Origin of the sequence: Kurthia massiliensis, from assembly GCF_000285555.1 — a bacterium.
GTDB classification, from domain to species: Bacteria; Bacillota; Bacilli; order Bacillales_A; family Planococcaceae; genus Kurthia; species Kurthia massiliensis.
Window position 1 is genome coordinate 309,255 of sequence record NZ_HE610996.1, and the last position, 15,636, is coordinate 324,890.

The window sequence follows — 15,636 nt, forward strand, 5'->3', positions numbered from 1 at the left end:
AACTGTTGTTTGAAATCTACATCTTCTTTTTGCGTTTCAGTTTGTTTCGGTTTTTGTAATTTTTTTAGTAATCCTAAAAGCGGTGTGCCTTGAATTGGTTGAACTTGCTTCTCGTTGTATAACGCAATGAGTGTTTCTTTTCATTGTCATCTGTAATTTCTTTTAGCATATTTACATTGTCACCGACACCTACTAAATAAAGCGAGTGACCGATTTTGACAATTTGAACAGACTTTTGTGCCCCTAGTGAAATTCCGCCTAAATTTTGCATCATTTTAGAATGTTGATACTTCGTATTACGGCTGTTTAAAAAACGTAATACACCGTAAAGTAACGCGATTACAAAAATTAACGCAAAAATAATTTTGACGTATTCCCATGTAGACACGCCAACAGCTGCCGATTCTTCATCATCGTCGACAGCTGCCTTTGTATCTTCTTTGCAGGCTTCGTCTTTCTTATCGCCCACACAGTCATCTACCATCACACCAGATGCTGCATAACTTATTTCAGTAAAAGGTGTAGTCTCAGTAAATGGTAAGAGATTACATGATGCAAAGAAAAGCAAGACGATGCATACTTTTCTTAACATTATACTAACCTAACGCTTTTTGAATCGCTTCAATAACGCGGTCAGCTTGGAATGGTTTTACAATGAAATCTTTTGCGCCAGCTTGAATAGCATCGATTACCATTGCTTGTTGGCCCATTGCAGAACACATAATGATTGTTGCATTTGGATGTGTTTTTTTGATTTCTTTTAACGCTGCGATACCGTCCATTTCAGGCATTGTGATATCCATTGTTACTAAATCCGGTTGTAGTTCGTTATATTTCTCTACAGCTTGAGCGCCATCACTAGCTTCCCCAACTACTTCGAAACCGTTCTTTGTTAAAATATCTTTAATCATCATACGCATGAATGCTGCGTCGTCTACGATTAAAATTCTCTTTGCCATATTAAATTCCTCCAAATCTATTATCGTAAATTATTTAGTCGATCTGCTTTACTTAAAATATCCGTAATTCGTACACCGAAGTTTTCATCGATAACGACTACTTCACCTTTAGCAATTAAGCGGCTATTTACTAAAATATCTACTGGTTCACCAGCTAATTTATCTAATTCGATAATTGAACCACTAACAAGCTCTAGAATATCTTTCACTGAACGTTTCGTACGGCCTAATTCAACCGTTACTTGTAATGGGATATCCATTAACATGTTTAAGTTACGCGCTTCTGTTTGTTTTAATGAAGGTTGTGTAAACTCAGCGAATTGCGCTTGTTGCACATTCATTTGTTGTTGCTGATATTGAGGTTGTGCATACATCGATTGTTGCATCGGCATACCCATGTTTTGTTGCATCATTGGTTGTTGCATTTGTGACATATCCTGTTGCATCATCGGTTGTTGCATTGGCATACCCATGTTTTGTTGCATCATTGGTTGTTGAGGCATTTCTTGCTGCATAGGTGCTTGTTGCATCATCGGTTGTTCTACTTCAGGTTGTGCCACAGCAGGAGCTGCTTCTTCAACTTGTTGTACAGGTTCTTCGACTGGTGCAGGATTTAGCAATTCTTCTACTAACGTTTGGCTAAATTTCAACGGTAATAGTTGCATAATGTTTGAATCGATTAATTCACCGATACGTAAACGGAACGATACGCGTACTAATAAATCATCTTCAGGAATATTTTCTGAGCCTTCATTTTCGCGAATGTTCATTAAATCGATAGAAGGTGGTGAAATATCTACCTTTTTATTGAATATTGTCGACATTGAAGTCGCTGCAGAACCCATCATTTGATTCATTGCTTCTTGTACAGCGCTTAAGTGAATTTCACCTAATTCATCAGATGGATTTAAACCATCTCCACCTAACATTAAATCTGCAATAATTGCTGCATCCGATTGCTTAATGACAAGTAAGTTCATACCTGTTAAGCCCGTCGTGTATTGCACTTGAATCGCAACGTACGGATGTGGGAATTCATCCTCCAATTTATCACGATTAATCATTGTAATTGTTGGTGTCGTAATATCTACTTTTTGTCCTAGTAATGCAGATAGAGCTGTCGCCGAACTACCGAATGAAATATTACCAATCTCACCTAGTGCATCTTGTGACATCGCATCTAAATAATCTTCTACATTATACTGTTCTTTTTGAGCAGACGCATCATCATTTTTATCATCACCGCCATCAATTGATTCACCACGAAGCAATGCCTCAATTTCTTCTTGTGATAACATATCATCACTCATCATCGTCGTCTCCTCCTTTCAAAGACTCAATTACTTGTACAGCCATATGTTTTTTCAACTTACCAGGCTGTGCCGTAAATTTTGGAATATTGTCCACTTTAACTGTTAATGGTTGTGAAATATTTTGATCTAACTGAATCACGTCACCGCGTTGTAAAAATAAGAAGTCTTCAATACTAATGTGCGCTGAACCTAATTCAGCTACCACACTTACTTCTGAGTTGCGAATATTGCTTTCAATATTCATTTTTTGCTCAGGTGAATTTTCCTTCGTATTTGACTGCATCCAGTAACGGACAGATAAATTTGGAACAATTGGTTCTAATACAACATGTGGGATACAAATGTTAATCATACCACTAGTTTCTCCAATAATAGAGTTAAATGAAATAACAACTACTGTTTCATTCGGAGAAATCATTTGTAGGAATTGTGGATTGACCTCTAATTCCGTTAAAATCGGGTCAATGTCCGCAATGTTTGCCCATGCTTCACGTAAATTATCAAAAGAACGCTCAAATAGGTTCGTCATAATTTTTTGTTCGATTTCTGTTAAGTTATCGACGTTACTATGGCTCGTTCCTACACCACCCATTAAGCGATCTAACATTGAATAAGCAATGTTAGGATTGATTTCCATTAAGATATTACCATCTAATGGGGGTACTTCAAATACGTTAATTAAAGTAATGTTTGGAATCGAACGAATAAATTCTTCAAATGGAATTTGGTCGACCGATGCAACTGTTATTTGAACATAACTACGTAGCTGGGCAGAAAAATAAGTTGTTAATAGGCGTGCAAAGTTTTCATGAATACGAGTTAAACTACGAATCTGATCTTTTGAAAAGCGAAGTGCACGTTTAAAGTCATATACTTTTACTTTTTTCGCTTCTTCTTCTTTTTTTATATCTTCCGCTGTCATTTCACCCGTAGATAACGCTGATAACAATGCATCAATTTCGGATTGTGATAACACATCTCCGGCCATTTGCCCACCTCCTTAAAAGTTCTTATCAAATTTTATTGAATAATACAAGATGTAATGTAAACGCGTTGAATTTGACCTTCTTGCATTAATTCATTAAATTTTGTTTTTAGTGTGCTTTGTAACACTTCTTTACCTTTTTTACCTTCTAAATCTTGCGCGGTTAACTCTGAAAGTTCTTCAATTAAAATATCTTTCATTTGGAAATCGCGTTTTAATAATTCTTCAGCAGCATCTTTACTATCCGTTTGGACTTTTAGTGAGATTTTTACGAAACCGCTACCTTTTAAATTCGTCGTAAGCTCTTCGACGTCGACTGAAGATTTTAATACTGTATCGATATCTGGCTCCGCATTTGCAGTGTCATCTTTACCACCAATTTGTGTGATCACGACGAAAGCTACAACCCCGATGAGTGTAATCGACACTAAAATGACCAGTGTGATCGTTAAAATTTTATTCTTCATTGTCTTTTTCACCTCTTAAATGCGGATTTGATAGGAGTTGAACATCTCGATAAAATGCTTGCATACGAGATACTACTTCGCTCTCGGGTTCTAATACAACATATTTGCGACCGGTCGTTAACGTAATCGTTGTATCAGGAAACTCCTCGACCGATTCTATGTATAATGCATTAAGTGAGAACGTCTTACCATTTAATTTGGTTAGTGCAATCATAAAATGGATAGGGCTAAGCACTGCTGCTAGCCCTTCCTCCTTTCTGAACAAAAAGGGTTAAACTACATTATCGTTTTAAGTTTACAAGCTCTTGTAAAATTTCGTCCGATGTTGTAATAATACGTGAGTTTGATTGGAAGGCACGTTGTGCGACGATCATCTCCGTAAATTCTTCAGATAAGTCTACGTTAGACATTTCTAAGAAACCTGATTGAAGCGTACCGTTACCATTTTGTCCTGGTACACCTTCATCACTTGGCTCACCAGAGTTCGCTGATGGTGTGTAATAGTTCGCACCATTTTTCGTTAAACCACCTGGGTTCGCAAAACGGAATACGCCGATTTGACCTAACGATTGTAATGCGCCTGTTTCATCAACATAGTTAACTGTACCATCTTGTGCAATTGATACTTCAGTTGCTTCTAGTGGGATTGTAATGTTGGCACTGTCTGTCGTTTGAACGTACGCACCATCACTCGTTACAAGGTTACCAGCAGCGTCTAAGTAAAAGTTACCAGCACGCGTGAACATTTGTTCATCATTTTTCGCTACTTTAAAGTAACCATCACCTTGAATGGCAACATCAAGTACGCGGTTTGTCGTTTGCAATGACGACTGATCCGTAATTGTATCGATTGATGCAACTGCTGAACCTAAACCGATTTGTTTCGGGTTTGTACCACCCATCGTATCTGTTGCTGCACCTGCACCTGCAGTTGTTTGTGAAATTAGATCTTTAAATGTCACACGACCTTTTTTGAAACCATACGTGTTAACATTTGAAATATTGTTACCAATTACATCTAACTTCGTTTGGAAATTGCGTAAGCCACTCACGCCTGAATACATTGAACGTAACATAATAATTTTTCTCCCTTCGATTTTAAAAAGTATATTACCTCTGTCATTCGGTAATACGAAGGCACCCTTTTACAGGTCCTGCCTTATGATAAAATAATCGTGCCATCAATATTTGTAAATAATTGATTGCTTGCCTCTTGCTTACTCATCGCTGTGATGACTGTCATATTTTTCGCACTGACGATCATCGTTGCATCTTTCGTAATGACAAGCGGCTCTTTTACACCTTTTGTTCTTGCTTCTAACACTTTATCGGTAATACGTTGCCAATCATTTGCATTGATTTGGATATGTCTTTGTTCTAACCTCTGCGCAGCATGTTTGCTTACTTTTAATTCACTTTGCTGCTCAAGTATTTCACTAAAGCGTTGTTTCGGCGTCGTATGATGAATGGTTGGAGCTTGTTGGACATTATGTGGTTGGAGTGGTTGAATATAACGCAATGTATTTAAGCTTTCTGTGCAATTGCTGAAATTTGTGCTTCCGTCACTTTAAGTCCACCATCAACATTGAATACGACTTGACCATCTTTACGCGATACAGATTGTACTTCAGCTGTTTTTTCGTTACCTTCATCGTCTGTAAATGTGATATTTTTACCGATCAACATACTTGAATCAACAAGTGAATTTGTACTCGGCATCGTTACACCACTTGTCGTACTATCACCAGAAAGCACTTCTGAAATATTTGATGCTTCAATCTTTTTACCGTTTTCTAACACGAATTTAGCAGAAGTACCATCATACTGAATACTTGTAATTTTGCTCGTACCTGATTCAACCGTCGATTCGTTTGTCGCTGATTGATCTGTACTTGCAACGTGATATTTCACAGTTTTTCCGACAAATGAATTAAATTGAATCATTTGTGACTGCTGCGTAATCGATGTTAAATTATCAATCGATGATGCAACGTTTTGCATTTGTTCTAGAGAAGAGAACTGTGCTAATTGTGAAATATATTCAGAGTTATCCATCGGATTCGATGGGTCTTGGTTTTGTAATTGTTTTACAAGTAATTGTAAAAAGTCATCTTTATTTAACTTCGAACCTCCACTATCAGACACAACGTTTGTTTTGTTTGTTACTAACCCATATTGCTTTTGAATCGTTGTTGACATCATTTACACCTCTAATTCTGCTAATAATTCTTCAAACGAAAACTCTTCCTCTTCTTGTTGCTCTTGACGCTCATTTGCTTGTTGGTGAGCGCTATGTTGTTGATTAAACTGCTGACCACGTTGCTCACTACGCCCTGGTTCTGATAATGCTTGAGAAATATCGATGCGATCTAACTGAATATTTTGGTTTGCTAAACCTGATTTTAATTGGTTTAATTGACCTTCAATCATCTGTTTACCAGCTGCTGTCGACGTTAAAATACGCGCTGACATGACGCCGTCTTTTTGCATAAATTCAATACGTACAGAGCCTAGTTGTTCTGGATACAATTTAATTAACAAACGTTGACCTTGCGCATTATTCGCCATTTGACTACGGCTCATCACTTGCTCAAATTTTTCAACAAAACTTGCTGCTTGTGAAGCTGGTGTAGACTGTGGCAACTTAAATGTTACAGTTGTCGTTTGGGGTACTACTTTTGCCGTTGCATTTCCTAATGGCTCAGAAGAAGCTGATGGAGCTTCTACCTCCGTTACATTCGCCATTGACGTTGCTACGACCGGTTTTGTAACTATTGACGTCGTCTGCGCAGCCATCTTCGTAGGTTGTGTAGCAATGTCTGTGTTTGAAATTTGAATTTGTACAGGTGATTGCTTCAGCATATTTTTCACATCTTTACTCGTTTGTGATGTTTCAGTTACACGTGAAGCGATAGATGACATCCAATCTTTCAATTGTGAAACTTGCATTTCTTGCTTTAACGCTAAATCCGTTTTAGGTGCTGCGATTTCAATGAACTTTAATAACTTTGTCACATCATGTGCAGCACTTTTTGATACGTCCCCTTTACCAGCTAATGCATTTGATAAATTTTGAACGAACGTTTGAACATTTTGATCAATTTGATTTAATACATCAAACAATTGATCACCTGTTACTTCTTCCCCTATTAAGTCACTCAACGTTTTTGTTAACGTATCAACATCGATATTCAATGTTTCTGCAATAGCGTCTAGCGTAAGTGGTTGCGTGCCTGTTGCTAAATCCACATCAGTAACCTCAACACCTAAATCTGCTAAAGACGTCGCATTTAACACTTCCGTCACATCAATATCTGTTGCATCTTGCGCTGTTTGAGGTTTCCCTAATAAAGCGCTTAGCCCTAATTCGAGTTGTAAGCCCTTTGAAGCTTCTCCATCAGTCGGTGTCGCAGTCGTATCAACTGTTTCATCTACTGTGTTTGTTGCTGTTTGAGTAGAAGCAGCATTTAGCGTTTCAGCAAAACTTGTTGTTTGACCTGATTGACCGCCTTGTGCTGTACTTAATGGCTGTTGACCTGCTGAAGCTAACTGTAATGTTGCGATATTCATATGTTCACCTCCTTTCAAATAAAATGATTAATTCCCTGTTCGTTCTGCTAATAGACGTGTGAAACGTGCTGCGTCATCTGCAGACATTTTTTCTAAAATCGCTGCTAACGTTTCCGTTTTTAAACGGCGCATAATTTCAATCGCTTCTGAATCTTTTAATGCTACTAGCGCTGGTGCTGCTGATTTCGGTCGCATTTGCTCATACGTTGCAACGAGTGAATCAATCGTTGCTGATGCATCATGTTCAGCCGATTTTAATTTTCTAATTTCTTTATTCAAACGTTTTTTCTCAATCGTCACTTTTTTTGCACGAGCACGTTGCTCATCAATTTGGTCCTGCATCATTTTGATCTCTGCGTCTTTTTCTTGCAGTTGAGATTTCAAACTAACAATTTGTTGCTCATAGTTATCGTTTGTCGCACCTTTTTTATCAGCGCTTTGCGTAATACCCGCAAGGTCTTTCGCTTTTTCAAATACGTTTGTACCTGTGATTTGTAAAATGATGAGCAAAATAGCTGAAGCAAATAATAACGGAATGATAAACCAGAAAAATACTTTTTGGAATTTCCCAGGTTTCTTTTCTTGTGCTGGTTCAACGCCTTTTGTCGGACGTTTCCCTTTTGTCGGTTTCTTCTTTGTCTGTGCCAATCGAATCACCTAGCTTCTTTATTGTAATGAGCGATTTGAGAAAGCTCATCTAATTGCAACATTTCTAAACGATTTTCTTTTTGTTGAAATGCCGCGTAATCTTTCTCTCGCATTTTTTCGTACTTGCGACATTCTAACGTTTGTTCTAGTAACTTTTCTTCGTACCATTCCATTTTAGAACGCGCTTGTACAACTTTATTTTGTAAATCTGCAATCGTATGTTCCATGCTTTCTAGAAAATGGGCATTGTTATGCATTTCTTGAATGCTTAAACCTTGTTGCATACGTTGTGCTTGGCTATCAATTAAATTTTCTTTTCGTTTTAATGCATCATATAAATTAGTCGCAACCGTTTCAAAATGTTGAACAGCCTCTTTATAAGCCATCTCAATTTCATTTTTTTCTTGTTCTTTTACGACCATAATAGAATCAAAGCGATAGCGATAATTTGACATGTTTAGCCTCCACGATTTGCAAGATGAATTAATTGTGCCACCGTATCATTTAACGATACGGGTTCTAAATAACCTTGTTTTAAAAACTCTGTAATAAGGGGCTCATAAAAGATTGCTTCATCAATTTCTTTTGACGTACCACGTTTATAAGCGCCTATATTAATTAAGTCCTCTGATTTGTTATACGTGAAATAAAGTTCACGTAATTTTTCCGCTGCCTTTTTATGTTCGGGATCGGCAATCGCGTTCATTAAACGGCTGACGCTTTTTAACACATTGATCGCCGGATATTGTCCTTTATTGGCGAGCGTACGATCAAGTACAATATGTCCGTCCAAAATCCCTCGGACCGTATCGGCAATCGGTTCATTCATATCGTCCCCATCTACTAACACTGTGTAGAACGCAGTAATCGAACCGTATTCATTTGTACCTGTACGCTCCAATAGACGCGGTAAAATCGCAAATACAGATGGCGTATAACCTTTTTGTGCAGGTGGCTCTCCCGTTGCTAATCCTACTTCACGTTGTGCCATTGCGACACGTGTTACGGAGTCCATCATTAACATAACGTTTAAACCTTTGTTACGGAAGTACTCTGCGATAGCTGTCGCTGTGAAAGCCCCTTTAATCCGCATCAATGCAGGTTGATCTGACGTTGCAGCAACGACGATAGAACGTTTTAACCCTTCTGGACCTAAATCACGCTCAATAAACTCACGTACTTCACGACCACGTTCCCCGATTAATGCAATCACATTTAAGTCGGCCGTCGTATTTCGTGCAATCATACCGAGTAACGTCGATTTACCGACACCAGAACCGGCAAAAATACCGATACGTTGACCTTTACCTACTGTTAGTAATCCATCAATTGCTTTCACACCGACTTCTAATGTTTCATTAATCGGTGGACGGGTAAGAGGATTAGGGGGTTCGCCTTCCGTATCTACTGTAGCGAGCCCTTTCGGTAAAGAAGACCCGTCTAGTGGGTTCCCCATCGGGTCTAAAATTTTGCCAATTAACTCAGTGCCCACTTTAATTTCAAGCGGCTTATTCGTACTTTCAACGAGACAGCCAATCGAAATATCGCGAAGTGAAGTAAATGGCATCAAGACAACCGTTTCATCACGAAACCCAACAACTTCTGCTAAAATTTCTTGATGCCCTGCATGTGCAGAATGTACGTGAATTTTACATACGTCACCAATTGAACTTTCAGGTCCTTGAGACTCTAACATCAAACCGACAACGCGCGTAACGCGGCCGTATTTTTTAAATGTCGGTACTGCTTGCAATTGTTCTAATAATTCAACAGCCTTCATTTAAAATCACTCCACATTCTCTAAAATTGTGCCTAAATGATAACGTAATTCGTTTAATTGGGCATCCACGCTCGCCATTAAACGCCCATGATTCGTATCGATGTAACTTTCTGTATCAGACAGCGTATCGTCAATAAAAATCATAAATGGCATGTCTGGCGGAAACATTGCAACGAGTTCATTGCGATTTTCTGTCAACAATTGATGATTGTTTGCAGAAACATAAATTTTAACAAAATCACTTTCACGTACTTCTTTTAATGCGCGTTCGATAATTGGCGTAAAACGACTGCTATCTTCAGACAACGTATCATTTAAAATACGCTCTGCAGAACGAATGGCAAGCTCTAAAATGACACCTTCTTGTCTGTCTAAATAAGCGAGGGCATTTTGTTCAGCTTGTGCCATCGTCTCATTCGCCGTTTGAATATCTTGTGACATATTTTCAAGTGCTTTTTGACGACCGTCTTCCATTCCTTGTGCAAACCCCTCATCATATGCTTGCTGCTGAAGTTGCATCTTTTCCTCTTCCCACGCAAGTTTCGCATCCATTAATGCTTGCTGTTGCGCGTCGCATTCTGCTTGAAATGCTGCACGTTCTGCATCGATTTGAGCACGCACTTCTTCAAGCATACGATCTCGTTCTGCGTACACTTGTTCAAGTGAGACGTTCGGCACGATTTCCTCTTCTTCATTACTAGTCGTTGGAACGATCAATTCTCGAATTTCTATCGTACGAATATTAGATATTTCAGGATCCCCTGGACGATAAATTCTAGACAATGATGTCATCTCCTCCACCACGTGCGATAATGATTTCACCTGCATCTTCTAAACGACGCGTAACGGCAACGATACGTGATTGTGCTTCTTCAACGTCACGCAGACGAACAGGACCCATAACTTCCATATCTTCTTTGAACGTTTCGGCCATACGTTGCGACATATTTTTGAATAAAATATCTTTGACTTCTTCGCTTGATACTTTCATTGAAAGCAGTAAGTCTTCGTTTTCCACATCGCGGATAACACGTTGAATTGAACGATTGTCGAGTGTAACAAGATCTTCGAATACAAACATACGCTTTTTGATTTCTTCGGCAAGCTCTGGATCTTGAATTTCGAGCGCATCGAGAATCGTTTTTTCTGTCTGACGGTCTACACCATTCAGTACTTCAACGACTGCATCTACGCCGCCGGTTTCAGTGTAATCTTGTGTCACAGTAGATGATAATTTACGTTCTAATACAGACTCAATTTCGCTAATTACTTCTGGTGATGTCGATTCCATCGTTGCGATACGTTTTGCAATATCTGCTTGCACTTCTTGCGGAAGTGAAGACAAGATCGTACCCGCTTGTTGCGGTTCTAAGTACGATAAGATTAATGCAATTGTTTGTGGATGCTCATTTTGAATAAAGTTGAAAATTTGTGTTGGGTCTGTACGTCTCGCAAAGTCGAATGGACGAACTTGTAGCGACGATGTTAAACGATTAATAATTTGTTGTGCTTGTTCATTACCAAGTGCTTTTTCAAGGACAGTTTTCGCATAACCAATACCGCCTTGAGAGATGTAGTCTTGCGCGAGCGCAATGTTATGAAACTCTTCAATAATTTCTTCTTTTACTTCTGGTTCTACTTTTTTCACGCCTGAAATTTCAAGTGTTAAACGTTCAATTTCCTCTTCGGATAAATGTTTATACACAGCTGCGGAAACTTCAGGTCCTAATGAGATTAATAGGAGTGCTGCTTTTTGTTTACCAGAAAGCTCTTTATCTTTTTTTGCTGCCAAAGCTTATTCCCCCCATTAGTCTTCTGAAATCCATGTGCGTAATAATTTCGCAAATTCTTCTGGCTTATCTTTTGCCATTTTTTCTAGTTGTTTACGACGAACAGTAGATTCTGAATCTTGCTCACTCGCAATCTCTTCAACTTCCATTTCTTCATCATCGTAATATTCATCTTCATCATATTCTTCTGCTTGACGGCGAGAACGAATCATAAAGAATACGAGTAAACCGATTGCTACAACTAAGATCCCACCAATAACCCAAATCCACCAAGGAATTGCTGAATCTTTCGCTGCTGTCATATCAGCTTTACCATTTAACTGTTGCACAGAAACTGTTACTTTTTTCTGTACGTCTGCATTTGATAATTCTCCCGCTGAGTTTTTATCAATAGATGTACGTACGACTGATGCTAACATATCTTGTACTGCTGTTTCTGTATCATTTGATAATGATGATGGATCATCAGCCGTTGGTGGTTCAATGACTACTTGAATGCCTAAATCACGTACGCGATATGGGCTTTCTGTAATTTGTTTTTTAATACGATTCACTTCATTATTGACAGTTTCTTCTGTTTTTTCATAATCTCCTGAATCACCATTACCGTTTTCTTGATAACTTGTAAAGTTATCAGTTGCATCATCTGCTTCCGCTGTACCTGCTGCAGCTGCTGCAGCGCCAGAATATGTTTCAGAAATTTTTTGAGCGCTAATTGCGATACCAGCAATATTTTCTTTATCTACTGGCTCAACTAAGTTCTCAGTACGTTTTTCTTGTGTGAAATCGATATCTGATGTTACTGTAACAACCGCTTTACCAGCACCCATAATGTTGCTTAATAGTGATTGAACTTGACGTTGTAAATCTTTTTCAATTTGCTTTTTCACTGCTAATTGGTTCGCGGCACTACCTGAACCGCCGTTTCCAAGTGAGTCTGACGCTAAATCGAAATATTCATTGTATTGGTTTGTAATCACGATATTATCTGTGCTTAAATTTGGCACTGATTTTGATACTAAATTATATAATGTTTTAATTTGGTCATCTGAAAACTGTTGACCTGCTGCTGTATCTAACACGATAGATGCGCTTGCCGCTTCTGCATCTTCTTTGCTTGAAACAAAGGCGCTTGATTCCGGAATTGATAGCATCACTTTCGCATCATTAATGCCATCCATTTGTTTTAATAATTTCGCCAATTCACTTTGAACAGATGCAACTTTTAAAACATTGAATTCGTTGTCCGTCATACCAAAGCCCGCGTTCTCAGAGAAGAATGAATAATCAATTTCACCTGATTTCGGATAACCTTGTGATGCTAAGCTTACAAGTAAATCATCAGCTTGATCTTCCGGTACTAAAATCGTCGTTCCGCCTTCTCCAAGTTCATACTTAACGCCTTGTGCATCTAACTGCTCCTTAATTTGTCCGACTTCTGTCGTCGTTAAGTTAGCATACAAAGGTTTATAAGTAACGCGGGTTGCAAAATATGTAATTATCGCTGCGACGGCTAGTACGATGACGATACTACTAATCAACGCAATTTTTTGCTTTTTCGAACGACTTCCCCAAAATCCAGAGAATTTCGTTTTAATGTTATTTAGTCTTTCATTCATTTTATGCCTCCGGTTACTTGTAAATGCATCGTAATTAAAAAAAGAAAGCTTATACGCTCATACGCATAATTTCTTGGTAAGCTTCTACTGCTTTATTACGAACTGATAAAGCCGTATTTAATGTAACGTTTGCTTTTTGTGCAGCAATCATTACGTCTTGTAGCTCTACATCTTGTCCATTCACTAATTTGTTTGTATAAATATCCGATGTTGCTTGCAACTCACTCACGTTATTAATTGCATCTTTCAACATCGTGCTAAAACTTGCGTCTGATTTTACATCATTTGTTGATGTTGCTTGTGTTACTGCCGGTGTAACAGGCTGCATCACTGATACTGAAGACACTGCCATTTTTTACAACTCCTCTATGTTGGCTTATTTACCAATCTCTAATGCTTTTGATAGCATTGACTTATTTGCGTTGAAAACTGTCACGTTCGCTTCATATGATCTCGTGGCTGAAATTAAATTTGTCATTTCTTTTAATGTATCTACATTAGATGTTTTTACATATCCATCTTCATCTGCATCAGGATCTGTTGGATCGTATACTAAATTAAATGGTGTTTCTTTATCTTCATTAATAGAAGTAACTTTTACACCACGTCCTGTTGACTTATCACTATTACCGATCGCAGCACTTAAATAATTTGAAAATGCTGGACCAGATTGTTGTTCAGTTAATGACACCGTTTTACGACGGTACGGTTCCCATTCTCCATCTACTCGTTTTGCACGCGTTGTATCAACGTTTGCTAAGTTAGACGAAATGACATCCATACGCAAACGTTGTGCAGTTAATGCACTACCCGTCGTCTCCATACTTCCGAAAATCGACAAAATTAATTTCCTCCTTTAGCTACTGTTAGTAATGAATTTAATTTACCGTTTACACGATCGATCAACGCGTTATAATAAATTGTATTTTCCGCTAAACTTGCTTGTTCTTTATCCATATCGACACCGTTACCGTTTTGGCGGTAGCTTAAATTTGAATAGCTATAAACTCCTGGCGTCGCTGCACTTGATGTAAAATTCATATGTTTATCGTCTGTACGATATGCTTGAAGATTCGCATTTTTTGCTTCTGACAACATTTTTGAAAAACTTACATCTTTTGCTTTATAGTTAGGTGTATCAACATTGGCGATGTTTTGTGCCGTTACTTTATTCTTAGTTGTTGCGTACGTTAATCCATATTCTAAATTACTAATGGTTGAATCAAATAAACTCACTTTCTTCACCCCACTCCATCTTCCATTGAAAAATAAGCACTATAATATCAATACGTTAATTGTAATAAATAAGCAACAGTGTGTCTATTCATTACAGAGCTTTTTTAATAGTCCGTATATACTATTTTTCGATAAATATATTTCACCATACAATGTGATTTTCACTATATCGTACACATTTCGGCAATTTCTTTTACACTATCAGGATAATGAAAAACTGTCATATAGGGCTTTGGTAGACAATTTAAACATTCCTATAAATGGAAATTAAATAAATATATAGTCCTTTTAAATTATATTTGCTTCTTAATGTAATTTAAGCAATATTTTTCCTTAAAAATAAGTGAGCACTATTCATTTTGGTACTTTTTTCTGAATTTTCTTATTGCTTTTCCTTTTTTAATTTTTAACCAATTAAAAAAGCTGTGCAAACGCAACGTTTGCACAGCTTTAACTTAATGATTAGCGCATTTTAATTTCTTCTAGAGCAGTTAAGAACTTGTTATTTAATACTTTAATGTAAGTCCCTTTCATACCTAGAGAGCGTGATTCGATAACACCAGCAGATTCTAATTTACGTAACGCGTTTACGATTACTGAACGTGTAATACCAACGCGGTCTGCGATTTTAGAAGCAACTAATAAACCTTCAGAACCGTCTAGTTCTTCAAAAATATGTTCGATTGCTTCAAGCTCTGAGTAAGAAAGTGAATTGATTGCCATTTGAACAACAGCTTTTGAACGTGCTTCAACTTCAATTTCTTCTGCTTTTTCACGTAAAATTTCCATACCGACTACAGTAGCACCGTATTCAGCTAATACTAAATCTTCATCTTCGAAAGAAGTACCGATACGACCAAGTACAAGTGTACCTAGACGTTCACCACCACCGATGATTGGTACGATTGTTGTTAAACCTTCTTTAAATGTTTCTTTGTTTTCAACAGGGAAAACTGTGTGTTCATCGTCAATGCCGATGTTCGCAACTGTTTCTTGGAAATCATATAAGTTTTTCGTATATGTTTCTGGGAAACGGCGTTCTTCAAACATTTTTTGAATACGTTCGTTTTCGATTTGTTGGTTGATAGTAAGACCAAGTAATTTACCTTTACGGCTTACGATATATACATTGCTATCAATTACTTCGCCAAGTGTTTCTGACATTTCTTTGAAGTTTACAGGTTTACCTGCTGAAGCCTGAAGCATTGAGTTAATTTTACGAATTTTTGCTAATAAATTCATTATGAAAGTGTTCCTCCTGATTGAATT

General features: G+C 37.8%; 20 protein-coding genes. All 20 read right to left on the reverse strand.

The features are described 5' to 3' along the window. Positions 1-73: 73 nt before the first annotated feature. The 20 genes from KMHG_RS18270 to codY all read right to left on the reverse strand — a co-directional run bounded on the left by KMHG_RS18270 (position 74) and on the right by codY (position 15,609). Complete coding sequence (locus tag KMHG_RS18270; RefSeq protein ID WP_010286386.1) at positions 74-469, reverse strand: flagellar biosynthetic protein FliO; 396 nt, start codon at positions 467-469, stop codon at positions 74-76. Between the two features lie 127 nt (positions 470-596). Beyond that, positions 597-959: a response regulator gene (locus tag KMHG_RS01920; RefSeq protein ID WP_010286388.1), complete on the reverse strand. Its 363-nt coding sequence runs from the start codon at positions 957-959 to the stop codon at positions 597-599. 20 nt (positions 960-979) lie between these two features. After that, complete coding sequence (gene fliY / locus KMHG_RS01925) at positions 980-2,269, reverse strand: flagellar motor switch phosphatase FliY (protein WP_026021972.1); 1,290 nt, start codon at positions 2,267-2,269, stop codon at positions 980-982. Continuing rightward, positions 2,262-3,260: a flagellar motor switch protein FliM gene (fliM, locus tag KMHG_RS01930; RefSeq protein WP_010286392.1), complete on the reverse strand. Its 999-nt coding sequence runs from the start codon at positions 3,258-3,260 to the stop codon at positions 2,262-2,264. The genes fliY and fliM overlap by 8 nt, the downstream gene beginning before the upstream one ends. Before the next feature lie 32 nt (positions 3,261-3,292). Further along, the gene (fliL, locus tag KMHG_RS01935; protein WP_010286394.1) at positions 3,293-3,724 is read right to left on the reverse strand and encodes a flagellar basal body-associated protein FliL; all 432 of its coding nucleotides are present in this window, start codon (positions 3,722-3,724) and stop codon (positions 3,293-3,295) included. Beyond that, positions 3,714-3,938 carry a flagellar FlbD family protein gene (locus tag KMHG_RS01940; protein ID WP_026021973.1) on the reverse strand — a complete coding sequence of 75 codons (225 nt, stop codon included), beginning with the start codon at positions 3,936-3,938 and terminating at the stop codon, positions 3,714-3,716. Before KMHG_RS01940 ends, fliL begins: the two co-directional genes overlap by 11 nt. A gap of 67 nt (positions 3,939-4,005) precedes the next feature. Beyond that, complete coding sequence (flgG, locus tag KMHG_RS01945) at positions 4,006-4,800, reverse strand: flagellar basal body rod protein FlgG (RefSeq protein WP_010286400.1); 795 nt, start codon at positions 4,798-4,800, stop codon at positions 4,006-4,008. 83 nt (positions 4,801-4,883) lie between these two features. Continuing rightward, entirely contained in the window at positions 4,884-5,243 is a 360-nt protein-coding gene (locus tag KMHG_RS01950) for a TIGR02530 family flagellar biosynthesis protein (protein ID WP_010286401.1), read from the reverse strand. A 5-nt stretch (positions 5,244-5,248) separates the two neighbouring features. Continuing rightward, positions 5,249-5,923 carry a flagellar hook assembly protein FlgD gene (locus tag KMHG_RS01955; RefSeq protein ID WP_238984659.1) on the reverse strand — a complete coding sequence of 225 codons (675 nt, stop codon included), beginning with the start codon at positions 5,921-5,923 and terminating at the stop codon, positions 5,249-5,251. 3 nt (positions 5,924-5,926) lie between these two features. Next, the gene (locus KMHG_RS18275; RefSeq protein WP_010286406.1) at positions 5,927-7,294 is read right to left on the reverse strand and encodes a flagellar hook-length control protein FliK; all 1,368 of its coding nucleotides are present in this window, start codon (positions 7,292-7,294) and stop codon (positions 5,927-5,929) included. A 27-nt stretch (positions 7,295-7,321) separates the two neighbouring features. Further along, positions 7,322-7,942 (reverse strand): MotE family protein, encoded by a 621-nt coding sequence (locus KMHG_RS01965; protein WP_010286410.1) that lies wholly within the window; start codon positions 7,940-7,942, stop codon positions 7,322-7,324. A 5-nt stretch (positions 7,943-7,947) separates the two neighbouring features. Continuing rightward, a complete protein-coding gene (gene fliJ / locus KMHG_RS01970) occupies positions 7,948-8,397 on the reverse strand; it encodes a flagellar export protein FliJ (RefSeq protein ID WP_010286412.1) in 450 nt (149 codons plus the stop codon). Between the two features lie 2 nt (positions 8,398-8,399). Beyond that, positions 8,400-9,722 carry a flagellar protein export ATPase FliI gene (fliI, locus tag KMHG_RS01975; RefSeq protein WP_010286417.1) on the reverse strand — a complete coding sequence of 441 codons (1,323 nt, stop codon included), beginning with the start codon at positions 9,720-9,722 and terminating at the stop codon, positions 8,400-8,402. A 6-nt stretch (positions 9,723-9,728) separates the two neighbouring features. Then, positions 9,729-10,505 (reverse strand): FliH/SctL family protein, encoded by a 777-nt coding sequence (locus tag KMHG_RS01980; RefSeq protein WP_010286419.1) that lies wholly within the window; start codon positions 10,503-10,505, stop codon positions 9,729-9,731. After that, the gene (gene fliG / locus KMHG_RS01985) at positions 10,498-11,514 is read right to left on the reverse strand and encodes a flagellar motor switch protein FliG (RefSeq protein WP_010286420.1); all 1,017 of its coding nucleotides are present in this window, start codon (positions 11,512-11,514) and stop codon (positions 10,498-10,500) included. The genes KMHG_RS01980 and fliG overlap by 8 nt, the downstream gene beginning before the upstream one ends. A 15-nt stretch (positions 11,515-11,529) precedes the next feature. Continuing rightward, positions 11,530-13,131, reverse strand: a complete 1,602-nt coding sequence (gene fliF / locus KMHG_RS01990; RefSeq protein ID WP_010286422.1) for a flagellar basal-body MS-ring/collar protein FliF — start codon at positions 13,129-13,131, stop codon at positions 11,530-11,532. Positions 13,132-13,180: 49 nt separating this feature from the next. Continuing rightward, entirely contained in the window at positions 13,181-13,483 is a 303-nt protein-coding gene (gene fliE / locus KMHG_RS01995; protein ID WP_010286424.1) for a flagellar hook-basal body complex protein FliE, read from the reverse strand. A gap of 24 nt (positions 13,484-13,507) precedes the next feature. After that, positions 13,508-13,972: a flagellar basal body rod protein FlgC gene (gene flgC, locus KMHG_RS02000; RefSeq protein ID WP_010286426.1), complete on the reverse strand. Its 465-nt coding sequence runs from the start codon at positions 13,970-13,972 to the stop codon at positions 13,508-13,510. A 2-nt stretch (positions 13,973-13,974) separates the two neighbouring features. Beyond that, positions 13,975-14,367, reverse strand: coding sequence for a flagellar basal body rod protein FlgB (gene flgB, locus KMHG_RS02005; protein ID WP_010286427.1), 393 nt, complete (start codon positions 14,365-14,367; stop codon positions 13,975-13,977). 462 nt (positions 14,368-14,829) lie between these two features. Next, on the reverse strand, positions 14,830-15,609 hold the full coding sequence (gene codY, locus KMHG_RS02010) for a GTP-sensing pleiotropic transcriptional regulator CodY (RefSeq protein ID WP_010286429.1): 780 nt from the start codon (positions 15,607-15,609) through the stop codon (positions 14,830-14,832). Between the last annotated feature and the right edge of the window lie 27 nt (positions 15,610-15,636).